This window comes from Leifsonia sp. 10L418, assembly GCF_056395445.1.
The window spans coordinates 299344-315772 of sequence record NZ_JBFTJN010000002.1 but is presented as its reverse complement, the minus strand read 5'-3'; the positions used below and the strand labels follow the sequence as shown (position 1 = coordinate 315772).

The following is a 16429-nucleotide window of genomic DNA, read 5'->3' as shown; positions in this document are numbered from 1 at the left end:
GTGTCAGTGCGTGGTTAGCGCTTCAGGCGGGCGAGAACCGGCTCGAGGAAGCCCTGCAGCTCCTTTGTGCGCATGAGCAGCAGAATGCCGAAGTAAGCCGCGGACATGACGAGCCCGATCACGATCATCGAGACGATCGCCGAAGCGATCCCCGAAACCGCGAATCCGCCGGCCTGGGTACCGCCGAGCGCGACCAGGAGCAGCACGCCCAGGATGACCGGGATGATCGCTGCGACGAGGTACTTGGTCAGGCTGCGCACGATGCGGCGACCGTCAATGCCGCCGATCTTGCGGCGCAGCAGGTAGGCGGCGAGGAACGTCTGCAGGATTCCCGAGATGGTCACCACCAGAGCGATTCCCGCGGCCATCCACTCCTTGGGCAGGAACGAGCAGCCGACCACACCGATGATCACCAGCGCCACCTGGAACAGGGTGAAGTAGAACGGGGTGCGCGTGTCACTGAGCGCGTAGAACGTGCGCTGAAGCACGAACAGAACGCAGAACGCGATCAGGCCCAGGATGTACGCGATGATCACGTTTCCGATGCTCTGCGCCTGCTCGAAGCTCCCCGACACGAAGATTGCACCGAACGGGTAGGCGCACACCGCGAGCACCGCAGTGGCCAGCACGATGATCAGAGACGTGCCGCGGATAGCGGATGACGCGTCCTCTTTCACGAGGGCGACCTTGCCGAGTGAGGCGTGTTCGCTCATGCGCGTGAAATACGCCGTCGCGACAGAAACCGTGATGACCGAGTGCGGCAGCATGAAAATGAGCCAGGCCGTGGCCAGCACGGCGGCCGACGCGTCGCTACCGGAAGCATCCGACACCACGCGTGTCTCGATGACTCCCGCGATCGTGGTCAGCAGGATCATGCCGAATGTCCACGAGGCCATCTTGCCCGAAGCGGCGAGGCCCACTCCCCGCCAACGGAAGTCGGGGCGGTAGCGCAGGCCGATCCGGTTCCAGAAGTAGAACAGGGAAACGGCCTGCACGACGACGCCGAGGGTGGCACTTCCCGCCAGCACCGCGATCATCAGCGGGGTGATCGAGGAGGCGTCGCGCGCGCCGAGGGGGTCGGTGCCGAACATCAGCATGAAGGCGATGATGCCGGCGATGGCAATGACGTTGTTCAACACCGGAACCCAGGTGATCGGGCCGAACGATTTACGGGCGTTCAGCACCTCCCCGAGCACGGTGTACAGCCCATAGAAGAACATCTGGGGAATGCACCAATAGGCGAAGGCAACGGCCAGCGCGAGTTGCTGCTCGTTGAATCTCGGGGCAACCAGTTCGGTGAGGAACGGGGCGAGGATCGTCGCCAGAATGGTCGCAGCGCCGATGATGACGAGGGCCACGGTCACGAGCTTGTTGATGTAGCGAGTGCCGCCGTCATCGTGCAGGGCCGACCTGACGATCTGGGGCACGAGAACCGCGGTCAAGACGCCACCGGCCACAATCACATAGACGGTGTTCGGGAGCTGGTTCGCGACGGTGAAAGCGTCGGCGACGCTGAGCACACCAATCGCCCTGGCCAGCACGATGACCTTCACGAAACCGAGCACACGGGAGACGATCGTGCCGGAGGCGAGCAGCGCACTCGCCCGGCCGATACCTGCGTTACTCACGTACGTCATCTCCAGAATCCGTAACCGTCTTGGACGGTTCCTTTGTTGTTAGGGGGTCGGACGTCAGGGAATCGGAGGCTGATTCCGCCGATTCGAGGTCCGTGCCGCCGTCTTCAACGACGTTGCCTTCAGCTTCACTATCCACGGCCTCGCCGTCCGCAGCCTCGCTGGTGTCAGCATCCGTCTCTGGCGGCGTGGCGCGGCTCTTGCGACGGCGCGCGATGTTGCGCCAGACCCCGAACCCGAAGAACAGCACAACGAGCAGGGCGAAAATTGCGGTCCCGAGACTCTCCCAGTCGGCACGCACATTGATCGCGATCATGCCGGGCTGACCGATGGGGACTCCGGTCGGAGAGAAGAGTGAGACTCGCAGGGTCACTTCGCCATTGCCCACCGCGGCGGTGACCGGAACCTTCACTGCTCGAGCCGAGTTTGCATCAATCGTTGCGACTGTGTCGCTGCCGACGATGAGGCGACCGTTCGACGGGACGACATCAATCCGCACGGTGACCGCTTGGTCGAGCGCATTGGTGAGAGTGACGGGGATGTCGACCTTGCTGCCGACGACATTGATCGGACCCTTCGTTGTCACAACGACCGAGTTCAGAACCTCCAGTGACGCGGCAAGACTCGCATCGGCAGCAGTGTGCCAGGCCGCAGACTGCGATTCCCATACGACCGAGAGCAGCGACAGCACCTCGAGGCGCGCGGTTCCGGTCACTTCAAGGGGGGCAGCCAACGCTGTCGAGAATGCGCTGAGCTCGGTTTCGCGCGTCAGAAGGTGCGTCGATGTGTCCACTCGAGCGTCGGGCTCGGACTGCGACGCGAACGTGACGTCGGCCGTCGGGGTGGCGGAGCGAGCCGCCTGAAGTGTTCCGGGCTTCTGCCAGGGAGTCGCCTCCAGCGCGTCAAGAGTCTGTGCGAGAAATGGCTGGGATGCGGTGCTGGCGCGGTCGAACGTCGTCAGGAGGGTTCGGGTCGCGTTCGGCTGTTCGGCCGCGACAACCGCGAGCAGTGCGGAGGCCTCGGCCATTGCCCCGCGCCAAGCGTCAAGGCTGGAGGCGCCGGCTGCGGCCCGCAGTGAGCTCTGAAGGGCGTCATCGGTGGTCAAGCCGACCGTGTGATCGAGCTCGAGTGCGGAATTAGGAACGACGCTCGAATCAGGGTTGTCCACGTTCGCACCAGAAAGGATCGTGGAGCCGAGACCACTCGCCGCAAAGACGGCCAGATCGGCCGAACTGACCACTCCCGCGCTCGGCCAGCCGACATCCGTCGTGGTGTAGTTGAAGTCGAGCAGTTCAGCGGTCGTCGGCGGAACGACGGGTCCCGATGTCGGTGTCGGAGTCGGCGAGGGCGAGGGCGGCGTCGACTCACCCGAGGCGGGAGGAACCAGCGGGACGACGGGCTCACCCTCGGTGGCCGGTGGAGTGGTGAAGAGCGACGGATCGATGTCCTGCTCGAACGAAATCGGTGCGAGCAGTGTCGGGGCGCCCGCCTGTGCCTGCAGGGCGATGTCGGAGTCCGCATAACTGAGCGGGAATGACTCGTTCGTGGCCTGGGTCAGGCGGTCAAGCCAATCCACGGCGTCGACGGGGGCCGAATTGCCAAGGATTCGGATCGAGGCGAGGATCATCGGGTCGATCGCGAGCGTGACCGGGCGGTTGGCGACCGCGGCGAGTTCACGGCTGAGTTGCCCGCTCGGGCTCGTCAGACTCGCCAAGGTGTCGGCGGGAATCAGGCCGGAGGAGTCGGCAGAGCCGGCGGGAACGGTGAGCGGAAAGACTGTGGCCAGCGTGATCGGGGTGATCGGCTCGCCCGACACCCAAACGAAGGTGCTGCGTGCGTCGGCCAACTCCACTTCATCCGTCGTGAGAGTGGCCGCGATTCCGCGAGCTCCCCAGACGTTGTTGGTCGTGAGACCGATGTTCGCGGCCGGCACGACAATGTCGACAGTGGTGCTGTGCCCCGGCTGAATCTCAGTCGGCAACGGCTGGCTCAGCAACAGGTCGCCGGGCGTTTCACCGGTGGAGTCGGGATTCAGCCACTCATCGATTGCGGTGCGGCTGGTCAAGGCGTTTTCGGCGAGATACACGTCGATGGTGCTGGGGGGAAGTGCGTCAGGCGTGTGGTTGGCGACGGTGGCGGTGACGCGCAGATCTTCGCCTGGCCGCAGCACGACAGACGCCGTGGGAGAAAGCTGAACGCTCACACCGTCTTCGGGGGTTACCGACTTCACCGACGTGCTCGGCGATCCGAGTGCGGCGGTCTGCGCTGCCGACGACGGTGCGGCGGCCTGTGCGGCCGACGGAATCAGAACAGCGGATGCGGCGGTCACGATGCCGACCAGCACAGCGGCGAACACGGTGCGCGTTCGCGCAAATCGCGTGACTGAAGAAGTGGGGAGCACAGGCCGACGCTCGGGAATTGACTCGGCCACCATGTAGGGGATTCTACGGCGTTGAGGCCGGGAGAAACCTGCGCTGGGGAGTCGGAGTCTGCAGCAGCAACTACTATTGGGGTCATGCAGAGCGTCGCGGCAGCCCTCGCGCGACTGGGCGACCTGGCTGCCTCCCCCACGGTGTCCCGACTGGCGAACGCATTTGCGAAGGCCGGTCACGAGCTCGCTCTCGTGGGAGGACCGGTTCGCGACGCCTTCCTCGGGCGTGAGATCAACGATCTTGATTTCACCACCGACGCGACTCCCGACCAGATCCTGGCGATCGTCAAGCCCATCGCCGAGGGGCACTGGGACATCGGGCGAGCCTTCGGCACGATCGGCGCCAAGATCGCCGGCGAAACCGTTGAAATCACCACGTACCGCGCCGACAGCTACGACGGCGCGACCCGTAAGCCCGATGTGGTCTTCGGCTCGAGCCTCGACGACGATCTGATGCGCCGCGACTTCACGGTCAACGCCATGGCCCTGCGCCTCCCCCAGCTGACTCTTGTCGACCCGGCGGGAGGCATCGACGACCTGCTGGCGAAGAGGTTGCGCACCCCGGCCGCTCCGGAGATCTCGTTCGGTGACGACCCGCTGCGGATGATGCGGGCCGTGCGCTTCTCCGCCGTGCTCGGTTTCACGCTGGACATCGACACCGCTGCCGCTCTCGAGGAGATGTCGGATCGCATCCAGAACATCTCGGCGGAGCGTGTCTGCGAGGAGCTGACAAAGCTGCTGCGTTCACCGACGCCTCGGGCGGGTCTCGAGCTGCTCGTCGACTCCGGCTTGGCCGGGTTCGTGCTGCCCGAGCTGCCGGCGCTCCGACTCGAAATCGACGAGCACCACCACCACAAAGACGTCTACCAGCACACACTTACCGTGCTCGACCAGGCCATCGAGTATGAAGTGGCGCGAGGAAATCTCGACAGCCCCGACCTGATCGTGCGCTTGGCCGCGCTGTTCCACGACATCGGAAAGCCGGCGACCCGACGGCTGGAGCCGGGCGGAGTGGTGAGTTTCTACCACCATGACGTCGTCGGTTCGAAGCTGGCGAAGAAGCGTCTACGCGCGCTGCGTTTCGACAACGACACCATCAATGCGGTGGCCCTGCTGATCGAATTGCACCTCCGGTTCTTCGGTTACACCGAGGGAGCCTGGACGGATTCCGCCGTGCGTCGCTACGTGCGGGATGCCGGTGACCAGCTTGAGCGGTTACACATTCTGACGCGCGCCGATGTGACGACGCGTAACCGCCGCAAGGCCGATCGCTTGGGCTTCGCCTATGACGACCTGGAGCACCGCATCTCGGTTCTCGCCGAGCAGGAGGAGATGGCCGCGGTGCGGCCGGATCTCGACGGCGAGGCCATCATGCGCATCCTCAACATCCGGCCAGGGCGCGAGGTGGGTGAGGCCTACCGCTACCTGCTCGAGCAGCGCCTCGACGACGGCCCACTCGGCGACGAAGAGGCGACCCGCCGATTGCAGGCGTGGTGGGCTGAGCGCGAGGTCTAGCGCGTCGCCTCGTGCGCGACACCATCTGACCAGGTTACGGTTCGTCGGTGCTGGGCAATGTCGTCGATGGCGTAGTTGATCCCCGGGCTCATTTCGCCGAGTTTGACACTTGCGGTCGACTTTCCCCGGCGCAACAGGGTGTCTCGACCGCAACGGTCAAACTCGGCGAGGGGTCCCCCTTCCTCTGGTCCCTCCCTCAGTCCCTCACAGGATGGTGGTGCGGAAGTTATGCACGCCGGTCGCCGTGAGCCGGTGTGGGTCAGAGCGGCTGCCGCAGTATCGGGTGATGAACAACCTTCAGTCGACAGGCTCCACCCTCGTGCTCGCCCGCGACCTCAAGCTCGTGGGCAACGATGCGCGTGCGCTGCGTCGAGGGCTGGTGGCCGGCCACCAGGCCCGGTTGCTGCGCGGGGTTTACGTTCTGCAGAAGTGTGGAACGCCGCGGATGACGACGCCCGCTATCTCCTGCGCATCACCGCCGCGGTGCTCACCCGAAAATCCTCTGCAGTGGTGTCGCATCTTTCGGCGGCCAGAATTTGGGGTCTTCCGATCTTCGGTCGGTGGCCCAGCGACGTGCACCTGACTGCGCTGGGCGGGCGAACCCGGGAATCGAAGAACGGCATCCGCTGGCACCATGAGGTGCTGAGCGAGGGTGACGTCGTCGCGATTGACGGAATGCTCGTGACGAGTCGCTTGCGCACCATGGTCGTTCTCAGCGGGATGCCCCCTTCTTCTGTTTCCCCATCGGCATCCCCGCCGAGTTTGACACTTGCGGTCGACATTCCCCGGCACAGCAGGGTGCCTCGACCGGAGGTGTCAAACTCGACGGAAGGAGCGCGCGGACAGCGCCGGCGCCAAACGGTGGTTTCCCAGGCTGAGATCGGGTACGCTTGGCAGGTTGTCTGTGTGCCGGATTCCCGGCCTCCACGTTCAACACATGCACAACCCTCCTGTTGCAGAAAGTCTGCAGCCGTTTTAGTCCGAAGGAGGTGGGTTAGTCATGCATCAGTACGAGTTGATGGTTATCCTCGATCCCGAGATCGATGAGCGCACCGTAGCTCCCAGCCTTGACAAGTTCCTGAACGTTGTTCGCAACGCCGGTGGAACCATTGACAAGGTTGACGTTTGGGGTCGCCGCCGTCTCGCATACGAGATCAACAAGAAGACCGAGGGCATCTACGCCGTCGTTGACTTCACCGCTAGCTCTGAAGCGACGGTCGAACTTGACCGCCAGCTGAGCCTTTCCGAAGCCGTCATGCGCACCAAGGTTCTCCGCGCAGAAGAAGGCATCGCACAGGTAGTCGAGGCCAAGAAGCTTGCTGACGAGAAGGCCGCCCGCAAGGCTGCCAACCCGAAGGCTGCTCCGGTCAAGACCGACGCTAAGCCCGACGCCAAGGTTGCCGCACCGGCCGCCAAGGTTGCCGCTGCTGCGAAGCCTGTTGCTGCTGCTGCCGCCGAAGCACCGGTCGAGGCCGTTGCTGAAGTTGCCGCCGACAAGGCAAGCGACAAGTAGCTCATGGCCGGCGAGACCGTAATCACCGTGGTGGGCAACCTCACCAGCGATCCGGAGCTGCGTTACACGCAGAACGGGCTGGCGGTTGCCAACTTCACCATCGCATCCACTCCGCGCAATTTCGATCGCGCAGCTAACGAGTGGAAAGATGGCGACGCATTGTTCCTGCGCGCAAGCGTTTGGCGTGAATTCGCCGAACACGTCGCAGGTTCATTGACCAAGGGTTCCCGTGTCATCGCTACCGGGCGTCTCAAGCAGCGCTCGTATGAGACGAAGGAAGGTGAGAAGCGCACCAGCATGGAGCTCGAGATCGATGAGATCGGCCCCAGCCTGCGCTACGCCACCGCTTCGCTCACGCGCGCGCAGTCATCCGGCCGAGGCGGCGCACCCGCCGGCGGCGGAAACGAAGAACCTTGGGCACCCAGTGCTCCGGCCGCAGCGCCTGTCGCTTCGGGCGGAGACGTCTGGAACAGCCCGGGCAACTTCAGCGACGAGACCCCCTTCTAGGCCGAGCCTCACGGCTACTGCCTGAAACGCACACTTAAGAAAGCAAAGGAAATCATGGCTGGAAAGAGCAGCGGCGACCGCCGCAAGCCACTCCGCGGAGCCAAGGGCGGCAAGAACGCCGCCCCCGCGAAGTCCATTCGCGTTGGTGTTATCGACTACAAGGATGTCGCGACCCTCCGCAAGTTCATCTCAGAGCGTGGAAAGATCCGCGCCCGCCGTATCACCGGCGTCTCCGTCCAGGAGCAGCGCCTCATCGCGCGTGCCGTCAAGAATGCCCGCGAAATGGCCTTGCTGCCCTACGCCGGCTCAGGCCGGTAAGGAGCCCTCACATGTCGAAACTCATTCTGACGCACGAGGTCTCCGGCCTCGGTGCACCTGGCGACGTCGTTGACGTCAAGAACGGCTACGCCCGCAACTACCTGGTTCCCCAGGGCTTTGCTGTGACGTGGACCCGTGGTGGCGAAAAGCAGATCGAACAGATCAAGGCCGCTCGCGCGGCTCGCGAACACGCCACTCTCGAAGAGGCGCAGGCTCTCAAGGCTGCCCTCGAAGCCAACAAGGTCAAGCTGGTCGTCAAGACCGGCACCGGCGGACGCCTCTTCGGCTCCGTCAAGACCTCCGACGTTGCTGACGCTGTGGCCGCTGCCGGCCTGGGCGCCATCGACAAGCGCAAGATCGAGCTCAGCCCGATCAAGCTGACCGGCGAGCACACGGCGACTGTCCGTCTGCGCGACGAGCTCAGCGCCACGATCACCCTTCTGGTGGTCGCTGCCAAGTAAGGCAGAGCTTTTCTGTAGCGGCGGATCCCTCACGGGGTTCGCCGCTACACCCCGTTAAGGGCGCAAATTCGCCACTTTTCCACAGCTTTGTCCACCGCTTTGTGCACAGGGGTGGCCGATTATCGGCAACCTTCAAGGTGTACTTGAAGCAGCTTTCTCCACACAGGTGTGGATAGTTTAAATACCTGGTCAGATACTAATTTTCGTCAAAAGAAATTAAGTTATCCACATGCCAGTACACAGGTAGTGCACATGCCAGGCGGCGTTTCGCCCAGATTCTCCACAGAGTTATCCACAAGGGTGTTTGGAGCGGTGGAGAGTCGTCCTTAGGGTGGGCATGCGCCGGTATTCGAGGCGTGCGCGCGCGTCAGACCGTATCTGTCAGTGGGTGCGGCTAGACAAGAAACACAAGAGAAAGTTGAGGCGCGACGTGTCACTCGCTCACCTAGGTTTATCCGAGCAGGCAAGCGACCGACGCGCGACCGAGACGCGGCACGAGCGCGTTCCCCCGCACGACTTGCTCGCCGAGCAGAGCGCTCTCGGCGGCATGATGCTCAGCAAGGATGCCGTCGCCGACGTCGTCGAGACCGTGCGCGGAACCGATTTCTACATTCCCAAGCACGAGATCATCTTCGACGCGATCCTCTCGCTTTACTCGCACGGTGAACCGACCGATGTCATCGCGGTCACCGACGAGCTCACCAAGATCGGCGAGCTCTCGCGGGCCGGCGGCGCCGAGTACCTGCACACCCTGACCAGCCTGGTGCCGACGGCCGCCAACGCCGGCTTCTACTCCTCGATCGTCGCCGAACGTGCCCTGCTGCGCCGCCTCGTCGAAGCCGGCACGCGCGTTGTGCAGATGGCATACGCCGGCGAAGGCGAAGTGCTCGACATCGTCAATACCGCGCAGGCCGAGATCTATTCGGTGACCGCGAACAGTGAGACCGAAGACTACGTTCCACTGTCCGAAGCCGTGGGCGTGGCCATCGATGAGATCGAGGCGGCGAAGCTCAAAGACGGTGGAATGTCGGGTGTCCCGACCGGATTCGCCGAACTCGACGAGCTCACCAACGGGTTCCACCCCGGTCAGCTCATCATCGTCGCCGCCCGGCCCGCCCTCGGAAAGTCGACCCTGGCCCTCGACTTCTGTCGCGCAGCATCCATCAAGAGCGACAAGCCCAGCGTCTTCTTCTCGCTCGAAATGGGTCGCAGCGAGATCGCCATGCGTCTGCTCGCCGCCGAGGCGTCAGTGCCGCTGCAGAGTATGCGCAAGGGAACCGTCGAGGCGCGCGACTGGACGACGATCGCCCAGACCCGCGGCCGCATCAACGACGCCCCGTTCTACATCGACGACAGCCCGAACATGACCCTGGTCGAGATCCGCGCGAAGTGCCGACGCCTCAAGCAGCGCGTCGGCCTGGAGCTCGTCGTGATCGACTACCTGCAGCTGATGACCTCTGGCAAGCGCGTCGAATCGCGCCAGCAAGAAGTCAGCGAGTTCTCGCGTGCGCTGAAACTTTTGGCGAAGGAACTGCAGGTGCCGGTCATCGCCCTGTCGCAGCTGAACCGTGGACCGGAACAGCGTGCCGACAAGATGCCCGCGATTTCCGACCTTCGTGAATCAGGTTCGCTCGAGCAGGACGCCGATATGGTCATCCTGCTGCACCGCGAGAGCGCCTACGAGAAAGACAATCCGCGTGCCGGCGAGGCTGACCTCATCGTCGCCAAGCACCGTAACGGCCCGACCCGCACGGTGACTGTCGCATTCCACGGCCATTACTCGCGGTTCGCCGACATGGTGGCTGGGGCGTAACAGTACTGTAAATTCCGCGGCTAGATCGGATATTCCGGGCCGGGACATCGCGATTGTGGCAGTGGAGCGCTGATCCAGTCGCTAAGGGAGCGCAAACTCCTCGACGAGTACTCTCTCCTCATTCATCTACTGGTACTTAGTGCGGGACGAGGACTGTTCCCGAACGGCGGCCCACCGGCAGCGTGACGGCGGCCACGGGCGTGATGATCGCTGCCCTACTGATCCTGGCTACGACTCGGGGCGCGCCGAAATTTTTGCCGAGCGTTGCGCTGCAGTTGTCGCGCCCAGAGCCGGGTGACGGCGAGGTCGGAGAAGTGCTGAGCTGTGCGCCGTGCGCTTTTTCGCATCCTGGTCGCTTGCGCGGGGCTCAGGTGTTGGAGGGTCAGGATCGCTTCGGTGAGGGCTGCCTCGTCGCCCTCCGGCACCAGGAATCCGTTGCGGCCGTGGCTGATGATGTCAGCCGGCCCGTAGGGTACGTCGTAGGCGATGGGGATGCAGCCCGCGGCCATGCTCTCAAGTACAACTAGCGCAAAAGCTTCGGATCGTGAGGTCAGCAGGAGGAACGATGCTGACGCGAGTTCCGCACGGGCATTTGTTCTATATCCGTGCAGTCGAATCATGCTTGTCACGTCGTGCTCCTGAATGAGCTGTTCGAGTGCGACGAGCTGGTTGCCGTCCCCGTAGATGTCAAGCGATACGGGATGCGTGCTGGCGCCGACCGCGGCAATGGTGGCACGCACAGCATGGTCGACCTGTTTCAATTCGCTGAGCCGGGAGATGACGACACCACGTCCCGCCGGGCGAACGGCGGAAACAGCAGTTTCGACAGTCAGATCGGTACTGTTTGGTATCACAGTCAGGTTGGGCACCGGCCCAAGCAACCGTTCAATGTCGGATTTTTGACGCCGGGTCAGCACGACGACGGCATCGAATTCAGGGAGCCTGCCGAAGACTGCGGTACGTGATGCCCGGATGATGCCGGGGTCCGAATCGGAGAGATGAGTACCGTGGATAACGTGGATGGTGACAGCGTCGTCGCGTCGGTATCCAAGCATGAATCTCGCTGACGTCTTGCTGTCGACAATCATGATCGAGGGGGTGCCTCCACGCAGTCGATCGAGCCAGAACCGGTAGAGCCCCCAGATCGACCCCCAGGACCGCACTGGTCGACCAGCCCTATCGCAGAGTACTACCGAGCGGCCGCCCAGGGTGCCGGGCTCCAGGATGTCGCGACGATCACTGGCCAGAAGAGACCCATCCAGTCGGTAGTAGTCGACCTGAAGCGTCGTGCCCCCGTCGATAGCGACCCGAGTCCGGGTGAGTTCGCGACCGTCGCGTGACGCAGTGGAGTACTCGGGGCTGAAATCGAGCGGGGCGAACGAGTGCTTGTCGAGCCTGAGCGTACCCGGCGCGTTCGGCGGAGTTTCGTTGTCACGCAGCCAGTCCCAGAGATTCGTCAGTTTCATGGTCGGCACCAGCTCTCCCCGCTCACGCAAGTCGCGTTCCACCGTCGGGTAGTCGGGGCGTCCATCGAAGGTGAGCACCTCGACGGCCTGGCCGCCGAGTTGCTGAAATGCACGGGATCGATGCAGGAGCACGCTGGTCATCCCACCGTAGGTATCGGGGATGCCCCAGGTCACCGCGAAATAGCGGGCATCGGGCAGCGAAACGGGCCACTTCTCAGACCTCTTGACCGGCGTCATGGAAGAAGGTTAGTGACTGTCGGAGGGGGGCGTCGATGTCGGGGGCGTGACCGCTTGGTAGACCAGCTCGGCGTAGGCATCCAAATTGGGCACGCAGGTTTGCAGGCGTGCTTCGGCCGCGTCAGCTTCGGGAAGCACGAGTACGTCGCGCTTCTTCAGGTCCCGGTACCCCCTCGAGTTCGCCAAAGGTGAACTTCCGGTTCTCGATCTCACGGACAATCTCGTCGTCGAACTTGCCGCAATCGGCTAAAAACTCCGCCCATTCATCGATTCGGGCTTCCGCAAAATCATCGTGGATCGTCGCGGCCGCTGCCTTGTCACGTGGAGCCTCGTCGATGACCGCGAAGGTGCCGCCGCCGTTCCGGCTCAACTCCCCGGCTCGATCAAGCGACACCGGCTCCTTTACCGACCCCGACGGTTTCATGGGGGCTCCGGCCGCGAACTGAGGCGCGGATCGGCGTGATCCTCCCGGTTTTCGGCGCGAGACCGCTACGCTACGAACACCAGTGCGCGACGCCGCGCCGGCCTTGCGGTTCTGCGAGGCGCCACCGGCGCCGTGTAGAGCGGGAGGTGCGTATGAAGGTCGGCATTGCACGAGAGAGACGCGCGGGCGAACGCCGCGTCGCGGCCACCGCCGAGACGGTGGCCCAACTTGTGGCCCTCGGCCTCGAGGTCGAGATCGAAGCAGGGGCCGGCGCCGAGTCGGGCATCGCCGATGCCGCTTATGCGGATGCCGGTGCACACGTTGTTCCCGAGCTGCAGCCGGGCGCCCTCGACGTGTTCCTCCATGTGCGCCCGCTCACCCCGGGACAGGCCGGCTCGCTGGCCGCTGGCTCGATCAGCATCGGTCTCGGCTCCCCCGCCACCGAGCTGCCCACCATCGCCGCACTGGCGAAAGCCCAGGTCACCTCGTTTGCACTTGAGCTGGTTCCGCGCATTTCCCGCGCCCAGTCGATGGATGCGCTCAGTTCGCAGGCGCTCGTCGCCGGCTACCGCACGGTGATCGAGGCAGCCTCCCGCTATCCCCGCTTCTTCCCTCTCTACATGACCGCCGCCGGCACGATCCCGCCTGCGCGCGTGCTCGTGCTCGGCGCCGGTGTCGCCGGCCTGCAAGCGATCGGCACGGCGAAACGCCTCGGCGCCCGCGTCTTTGCCAACGACGTGCGCCCCGCCTCCGCCGACGAGGTGCGCTCGCTCGGCGGAACCTTCATCGACCTCGACCTCGACGCCGCCGCAGCCGAGGGCACCGGCGGCTACGCCCGCGCCCTCAGTGAAGACCGGGCGGTGCGCCAACGCGAGCTGCTGGCCCCGCATGTGGCGACATCCGATGTGCTGATCACCACGGCGGCCATCCCCGGCCGCGCCGCCCCGCTGCTCGTGACCAGCGAGATGGTCGCGGGGATGCGCGCCGGCTCGGTGGTGATCGACCTGGCCGCGGAATCGGGCGGCAACGTCGAAGGCGTTGTGGCTGGGCAGGATGTGCTGGTGCCGACCGCGGCCGGCGACGGCCACGTGACCCTCGTCGGGTTGGCGGATGCGGCGTCCACGATGCCGAGCGATGCCTCGCGTCTCTACGCGAAGAACGTCGCGAATCTGCTGGCGCTGATGACGTCCGAGGGGCAGGTGGCTCCCGACTTCGATGACGAGGTGATCGCGGGGGCCTGCGTGACCCGCGGCGGCGAGGTGCGCCATGAGCCGACCGCCGCCTTGCTGCGGGAACACACTGAACGAGCAGATTCCCCGGAAGGAGACCGCTGATGGACCCGATCACCCTGCTCACCGTCGTCGTGTTGTCCGTCTTCGTCGGCTTCGAAGTCGTCTCGAAGGTGACGAGCATCCTGCACACCCCACTGATGTCCGGCGCTAACGCGATTCACGGCATCATCCTGATCGGCGCGATCATCGTCGCCGGCCAAGCCGAAGACCCGTGGGTGCTGGGCATCGGCTTGCTGGCCGTGGTGCTCGCCACCGCCAACCTGGTCGGCGGGTTCGTGGTGACCGACCGGATGCTGCAGATGTTCCGTGGTCGGGGCAGCGCGGTCGGCACAGCGAAGGCCAGCGGACCGAAGGGCGGTACCAAGTGAGTCTCCTCTCCCCCGAATGGACCGCACTGCTCTATCTGGTGTCTGCGGTCTGCTTCATCCTCGCCCTCAAAGGCCTCAGCTCGCCGAAATCGGCTCGCCGCGGCAATCTGATCGGCGCCGGCGGCGCGCTGCTCGCCGTCGTGACGGTGTTCCTCTCGACGAAACTCGACAACATTCCCTACATCCTTCTCGCAATTGCCGTGGGGTCCGCGATCGCTGCGCCGATCGCCCGCCGCGTGCAGATGACCCAGATGCCGCAACTGGTTGCCCTGTTCAACGGGGTCGGCGGCGGGGCGGCTGCACTCGTCGCGGTACTGGAACTCAGTCACAACACCGACCCGTGGGTGCGTCTCGCGATCGTGTTCACGATGCTCGTCGGAGCCGTCTCGTTCGGCGGCTCCGCGGTGACGGTGGCCAAGCTGCAGGAGCTGATCAGCACCCGCCCGCTGGTGTTCCCCGGGATGCGCTGGGTCAGCATCCTGGTGGTCGTCGCCGCGCTCACCGCCGGTGGATTCGTGATCGCCACCGGGTCGATCGGCTGGGCTTCAGTGCTTCTCGCGCTGGGGCTGGTGGCCGGGCTGATGCTCGTGCTGCCGGTCGGCGGGGCCGACGTGCCCATCGTGATCTCCCTGCTCAACGCCTTCACCGGCCTCGCGGTCGCCGCGTCGGGAGTCGTGCTGGGCAATGTGCTGCTCGTGGTGGCGGGCACCCTCGTCGGCGCCAGTGGAACCATCCTGACCCGGGCGATGGCATCCGCCATGGGCCGCGGCGTCAGCGGAATCATGTTCGGCGCGTTCCGCGGCGGCTCGACGGCGGGGTCGACGGTGCAGAGCGAGCGACCGGTGCGGTCGATGGGGCCAGACGACGTCGCGGTGCTGCTCGGCTACGCGCAGCGCGTGGTGATCGTGCCGGGCTATGGCCTTGCGGTCGCCCAGGGTCAGCATGCGGTCGCCGAGCTGGCCACGGCCCTCGAAGCCCGCGGTACAGAGGTGGTTTTCGCCATCCACCCGGTCGCCGGCCGGATGCCGGGTCACATGAACGTGCTGCTGGCCGAGGCGAACGTTCCCTACGAATCGCTCAAGGAGATGGCCGAGGTCAATCCGGAGTTCAAGAACACAGATGTCGCCCTCGTCGTCGGCGCCAACGACGTCGTCAACCCGGCGGCCAAGTCCTCCCCCGGCTCCCCCATCTTCGGAATGCCGATCCTCGAGGTGGGCGATGCCAGCCAGGTCATTTTTCTCAAGCGGTCGATGCGCCCCGGATTCGCTGGAATCGAAAACGAGCTGCTTTATGACCCGAAAACGTCGCTACTCTTCGGCGATGCGAAGGACTCGCTGACCCAGGTACTGAGCGCGGTCAAAGCGCTCTGAGTCGTCAGAGGACGGCGCGCTGGGCCGGGCCGTGCGCGGGGAACCGCGGTCCTGACGCGCGCGTAGACTAATGGGGATAGAACCCGCCAGTGAAAGAGGTCCCCGCGTGGTGAACGCCCCGGCTGCAACCGCTGCTGAACGACGATACTGGACTGTTCCGATCGGCCGCGCAGTTCTCGCGCTGATCCCCGCCGCGGTGATCACGTTCAACGCCGACCACTCGCCCGAACTGGGTCTTGTCGCTTTCGGCGCCTTTGCCGTGCTGAGCGGAATTCTCGTCGCGGTCGGGAGCTGGCTCACCCTGGGCGACGCCCGGGCGCGCACCCTGTTTCTCGTGCAGGGCATTGCCGGCGTGGTGCTCGGTGCACTCGCCCTGGCCTTCCACAGCGGCGGCCTCGGCTTCTTCCTCTACTTGGTCAGCGTCTGGGGCGCAGTGACCGGATTCCTTGAGCTGTACAGCGGCACCCGGGCCCGCGGCAAGTCGGCATCCGCCAGAGACTGGATGTCGATGGGTGCGTTGACCGCGATCCTCGCGCTGGTCTTTCTCATTCTTCCGCCGCATGCCGTCGTGTCGGTCGGCCTGCTGGGGGCCTACTTCGTGGTCCTCGGCGTTTACCTTGTGATCGGCGGGCTCTCCCTGAAATGGGCGTCGACCCCCGCAGCAGCCACATCAGCAGCCAAAGATTCGGACATCTCGTGACCTCAAACACTCCCCAGAAGCCCAGCCGGTCAGACCGGTTGAAGCCCGTCGAACTCGTCGGCCTGTCCGGCGTGATGGCGCTGTTCGTGGGGCTCACCATCTTGCTGACCACGCGCGAGATCATGCTCTCGGTGATCGCGCTCGGCATCACCTTCATCGTCGTGCTCGTTGTCATCGCCATGTTCGCGCTCAATGTGAAGCCCGACGAGGCCGAGCGGAACGACCTCGACGAGCAGGACCACGGGCACTAAGCCGACCCGCGGTCAGAGATCGGCTCGCGCGATCTCGAGACGCGGCCGACGGCGTCGGGCGCTCCTCGATCAACGAGATTGGCCCCGGCCATACAACAACAGGCCCGGCACCGATTCGGTGGCCGGGCC

General features: G+C 64.7%; 13 protein-coding genes and 2 pseudogenes. 11 read left to right on the top strand and 4 right to left on the bottom strand.

Annotated elements, in window-relative coordinates:
* Positions 1-14: 14 nt before the first annotated feature.
* Positions 15-1637, bottom strand: a complete 1623-nt coding sequence (gene murJ, locus AC1DCF_RS04950; protein ID WP_477210071.1) for a murein biosynthesis integral membrane protein MurJ — start codon at positions 1635-1637, stop codon at positions 15-17.
* Complete coding sequence (locus AC1DCF_RS04945) at positions 1621-4068, bottom strand: DUF6049 family protein (RefSeq protein ID WP_477210070.1); 2448 nt, start codon at positions 4066-4068, stop codon at positions 1621-1623. The genes murJ and AC1DCF_RS04945 overlap by 17 nt, the downstream gene beginning before the upstream one ends.
* An 81-nt stretch (positions 4069-4149) precedes the next feature.
* Between AC1DCF_RS04945 and AC1DCF_RS04940 the strand changes: the two genes are divergently transcribed.
* From AC1DCF_RS04940 to dnaB, 6 genes and pseudogenes are all read left to right on the top strand, one after another.
* Positions 4150-5580 (top strand): CCA tRNA nucleotidyltransferase, encoded by a 1431-nt coding sequence (locus AC1DCF_RS04940; protein WP_477210069.1) that lies wholly within the window; start codon positions 4150-4152, stop codon positions 5578-5580.
* 1000 nt (positions 5581-6580) lie between these two features.
* Positions 6581-6943 (top strand): annotated as a pseudogene (gene rpsF / locus AC1DCF_RS04935) (30S ribosomal protein S6); the annotation flags it as partial.
* Between the two features lie 153 nt (positions 6944-7096).
* The gene (locus tag AC1DCF_RS04930) at positions 7097-7600 is read left to right on the top strand and encodes a single-stranded DNA-binding protein (protein ID WP_441790682.1); all 504 of its coding nucleotides are present in this window, start codon (positions 7097-7099) and stop codon (positions 7598-7600) included.
* Positions 7601-7654: 54 nt separating this feature from the next.
* Entirely contained in the window at positions 7655-7918 is a 264-nt protein-coding gene (rpsR, locus tag AC1DCF_RS04925; protein WP_012039648.1) for a 30S ribosomal protein S18, read from the top strand.
* An 11-nt stretch (positions 7919-7929) separates the two neighbouring features.
* Positions 7930-8379: a 50S ribosomal protein L9 gene (gene rplI / locus AC1DCF_RS04920; protein WP_441790681.1), complete on the top strand. Its 450-nt coding sequence runs from the start codon at positions 7930-7932 to the stop codon at positions 8377-8379.
* A 430-nt stretch (positions 8380-8809) separates the two neighbouring features.
* Positions 8810-10192 (top strand): replicative DNA helicase, encoded by a 1383-nt coding sequence (gene dnaB, locus AC1DCF_RS04915; protein WP_345066033.1) that lies wholly within the window; start codon positions 8810-8812, stop codon positions 10190-10192.
* Between the two features lie 215 nt (positions 10193-10407).
* Here the strand turns inward: dnaB and AC1DCF_RS04910 are convergent, their stop codons facing one another.
* Together AC1DCF_RS04910 and AC1DCF_RS04905 are read right to left on the bottom strand one after the other, a co-directional pair.
* Positions 10408-11895, bottom strand: a complete 1488-nt coding sequence (locus tag AC1DCF_RS04910; RefSeq protein ID WP_477210068.1) for a glycosyltransferase — start codon at positions 11893-11895, stop codon at positions 10408-10410.
* Positions 11896-11904: 9 nt separating this feature from the next.
* Positions 11905-12319, bottom strand: a pseudogene (locus AC1DCF_RS04905) (Chromate resistance protein ChrB).
* A gap of 152 nt (positions 12320-12471) precedes the next feature.
* On the opposite strand from AC1DCF_RS04905, the gene AC1DCF_RS04900 reads away from it, so the two are divergent.
* From AC1DCF_RS04900 to AC1DCF_RS04880, 5 genes are all read left to right on the top strand, one after another.
* A complete protein-coding gene (locus AC1DCF_RS04900) occupies positions 12472-13653 on the top strand; it encodes a Re/Si-specific NAD(P)(+) transhydrogenase subunit alpha (protein WP_477210067.1) in 1182 nt (393 codons plus the stop codon).
* The gene (locus AC1DCF_RS04895) at positions 13653-13979 is read left to right on the top strand and encodes an NAD(P) transhydrogenase subunit alpha part 2 (protein ID WP_477210066.1); all 327 of its coding nucleotides are present in this window, start codon (positions 13653-13655) and stop codon (positions 13977-13979) included. The genes AC1DCF_RS04900 and AC1DCF_RS04895 overlap by 1 nt, the downstream gene beginning before the upstream one ends.
* The gene (locus AC1DCF_RS04890) at positions 13976-15349 is read left to right on the top strand and encodes an NAD(P)(+) transhydrogenase (Re/Si-specific) subunit beta (protein ID WP_477210065.1); all 1374 of its coding nucleotides are present in this window, start codon (positions 13976-13978) and stop codon (positions 15347-15349) included. The genes AC1DCF_RS04895 and AC1DCF_RS04890 overlap by 4 nt, the downstream gene beginning before the upstream one ends.
* Positions 15350-15455: 106 nt before the next feature.
* The gene (locus AC1DCF_RS04885) at positions 15456-16049 is read left to right on the top strand and encodes an HdeD family acid-resistance protein (RefSeq protein ID WP_477210064.1); all 594 of its coding nucleotides are present in this window, start codon (positions 15456-15458) and stop codon (positions 16047-16049) included.
* The gene (locus AC1DCF_RS04880; protein ID WP_441790676.1) at positions 16046-16300 is read left to right on the top strand and encodes a hypothetical protein; all 255 of its coding nucleotides are present in this window, start codon (positions 16046-16048) and stop codon (positions 16298-16300) included. Before AC1DCF_RS04885 ends, AC1DCF_RS04880 begins: the two co-directional genes overlap by 4 nt.
* The last annotated feature ends 129 nt before the right edge of the window (positions 16301-16429 follow it).

Coding starts and splice junctions, on each gene's coding strand:
- AC1DCF_RS04930 (WP_441790682.1), top strand. CDS start 7,097: ATGGCCGGCGAGACCGTAATCACCGTGGTGGGCAACCTCACCAGCGAT.
- AC1DCF_RS04945 (WP_477210070.1), bottom strand. CDS start 4,068: ATGGTGGCCGAGTCAATTCCCGAGCGTCGGCCTGTGCTCCCCACTTCT.
- AC1DCF_RS04900 (WP_477210067.1), top strand. CDS start 12,472: ATGAAGGTCGGCATTGCACGAGAGAGACGCGCGGGCGAACGCCGCGTC.
- murJ (WP_477210071.1), bottom strand. CDS start 1,637: ATGACGTACGTGAGTAACGCAGGTATCGGCCGGGCGAGTGCGCTGCTC.
- rplI (WP_441790681.1), top strand. CDS start 7,930: ATGTCGAAACTCATTCTGACGCACGAGGTCTCCGGCCTCGGTGCACCT.
- AC1DCF_RS04910 (WP_477210068.1), bottom strand. CDS start 11,895: ATGACGCCGGTCAAGAGGTCTGAGAAGTGGCCCGTTTCGCTGCCCGAT.
- AC1DCF_RS04895 (WP_477210066.1), top strand. CDS start 13,653: ATGGACCCGATCACCCTGCTCACCGTCGTCGTGTTGTCCGTCTTCGTC.
- AC1DCF_RS04940 (WP_477210069.1), top strand. CDS start 4,150: ATGCAGAGCGTCGCGGCAGCCCTCGCGCGACTGGGCGACCTGGCTGCC.
- rpsR (WP_012039648.1), top strand. CDS start 7,655: ATGGCTGGAAAGAGCAGCGGCGACCGCCGCAAGCCACTCCGCGGAGCC.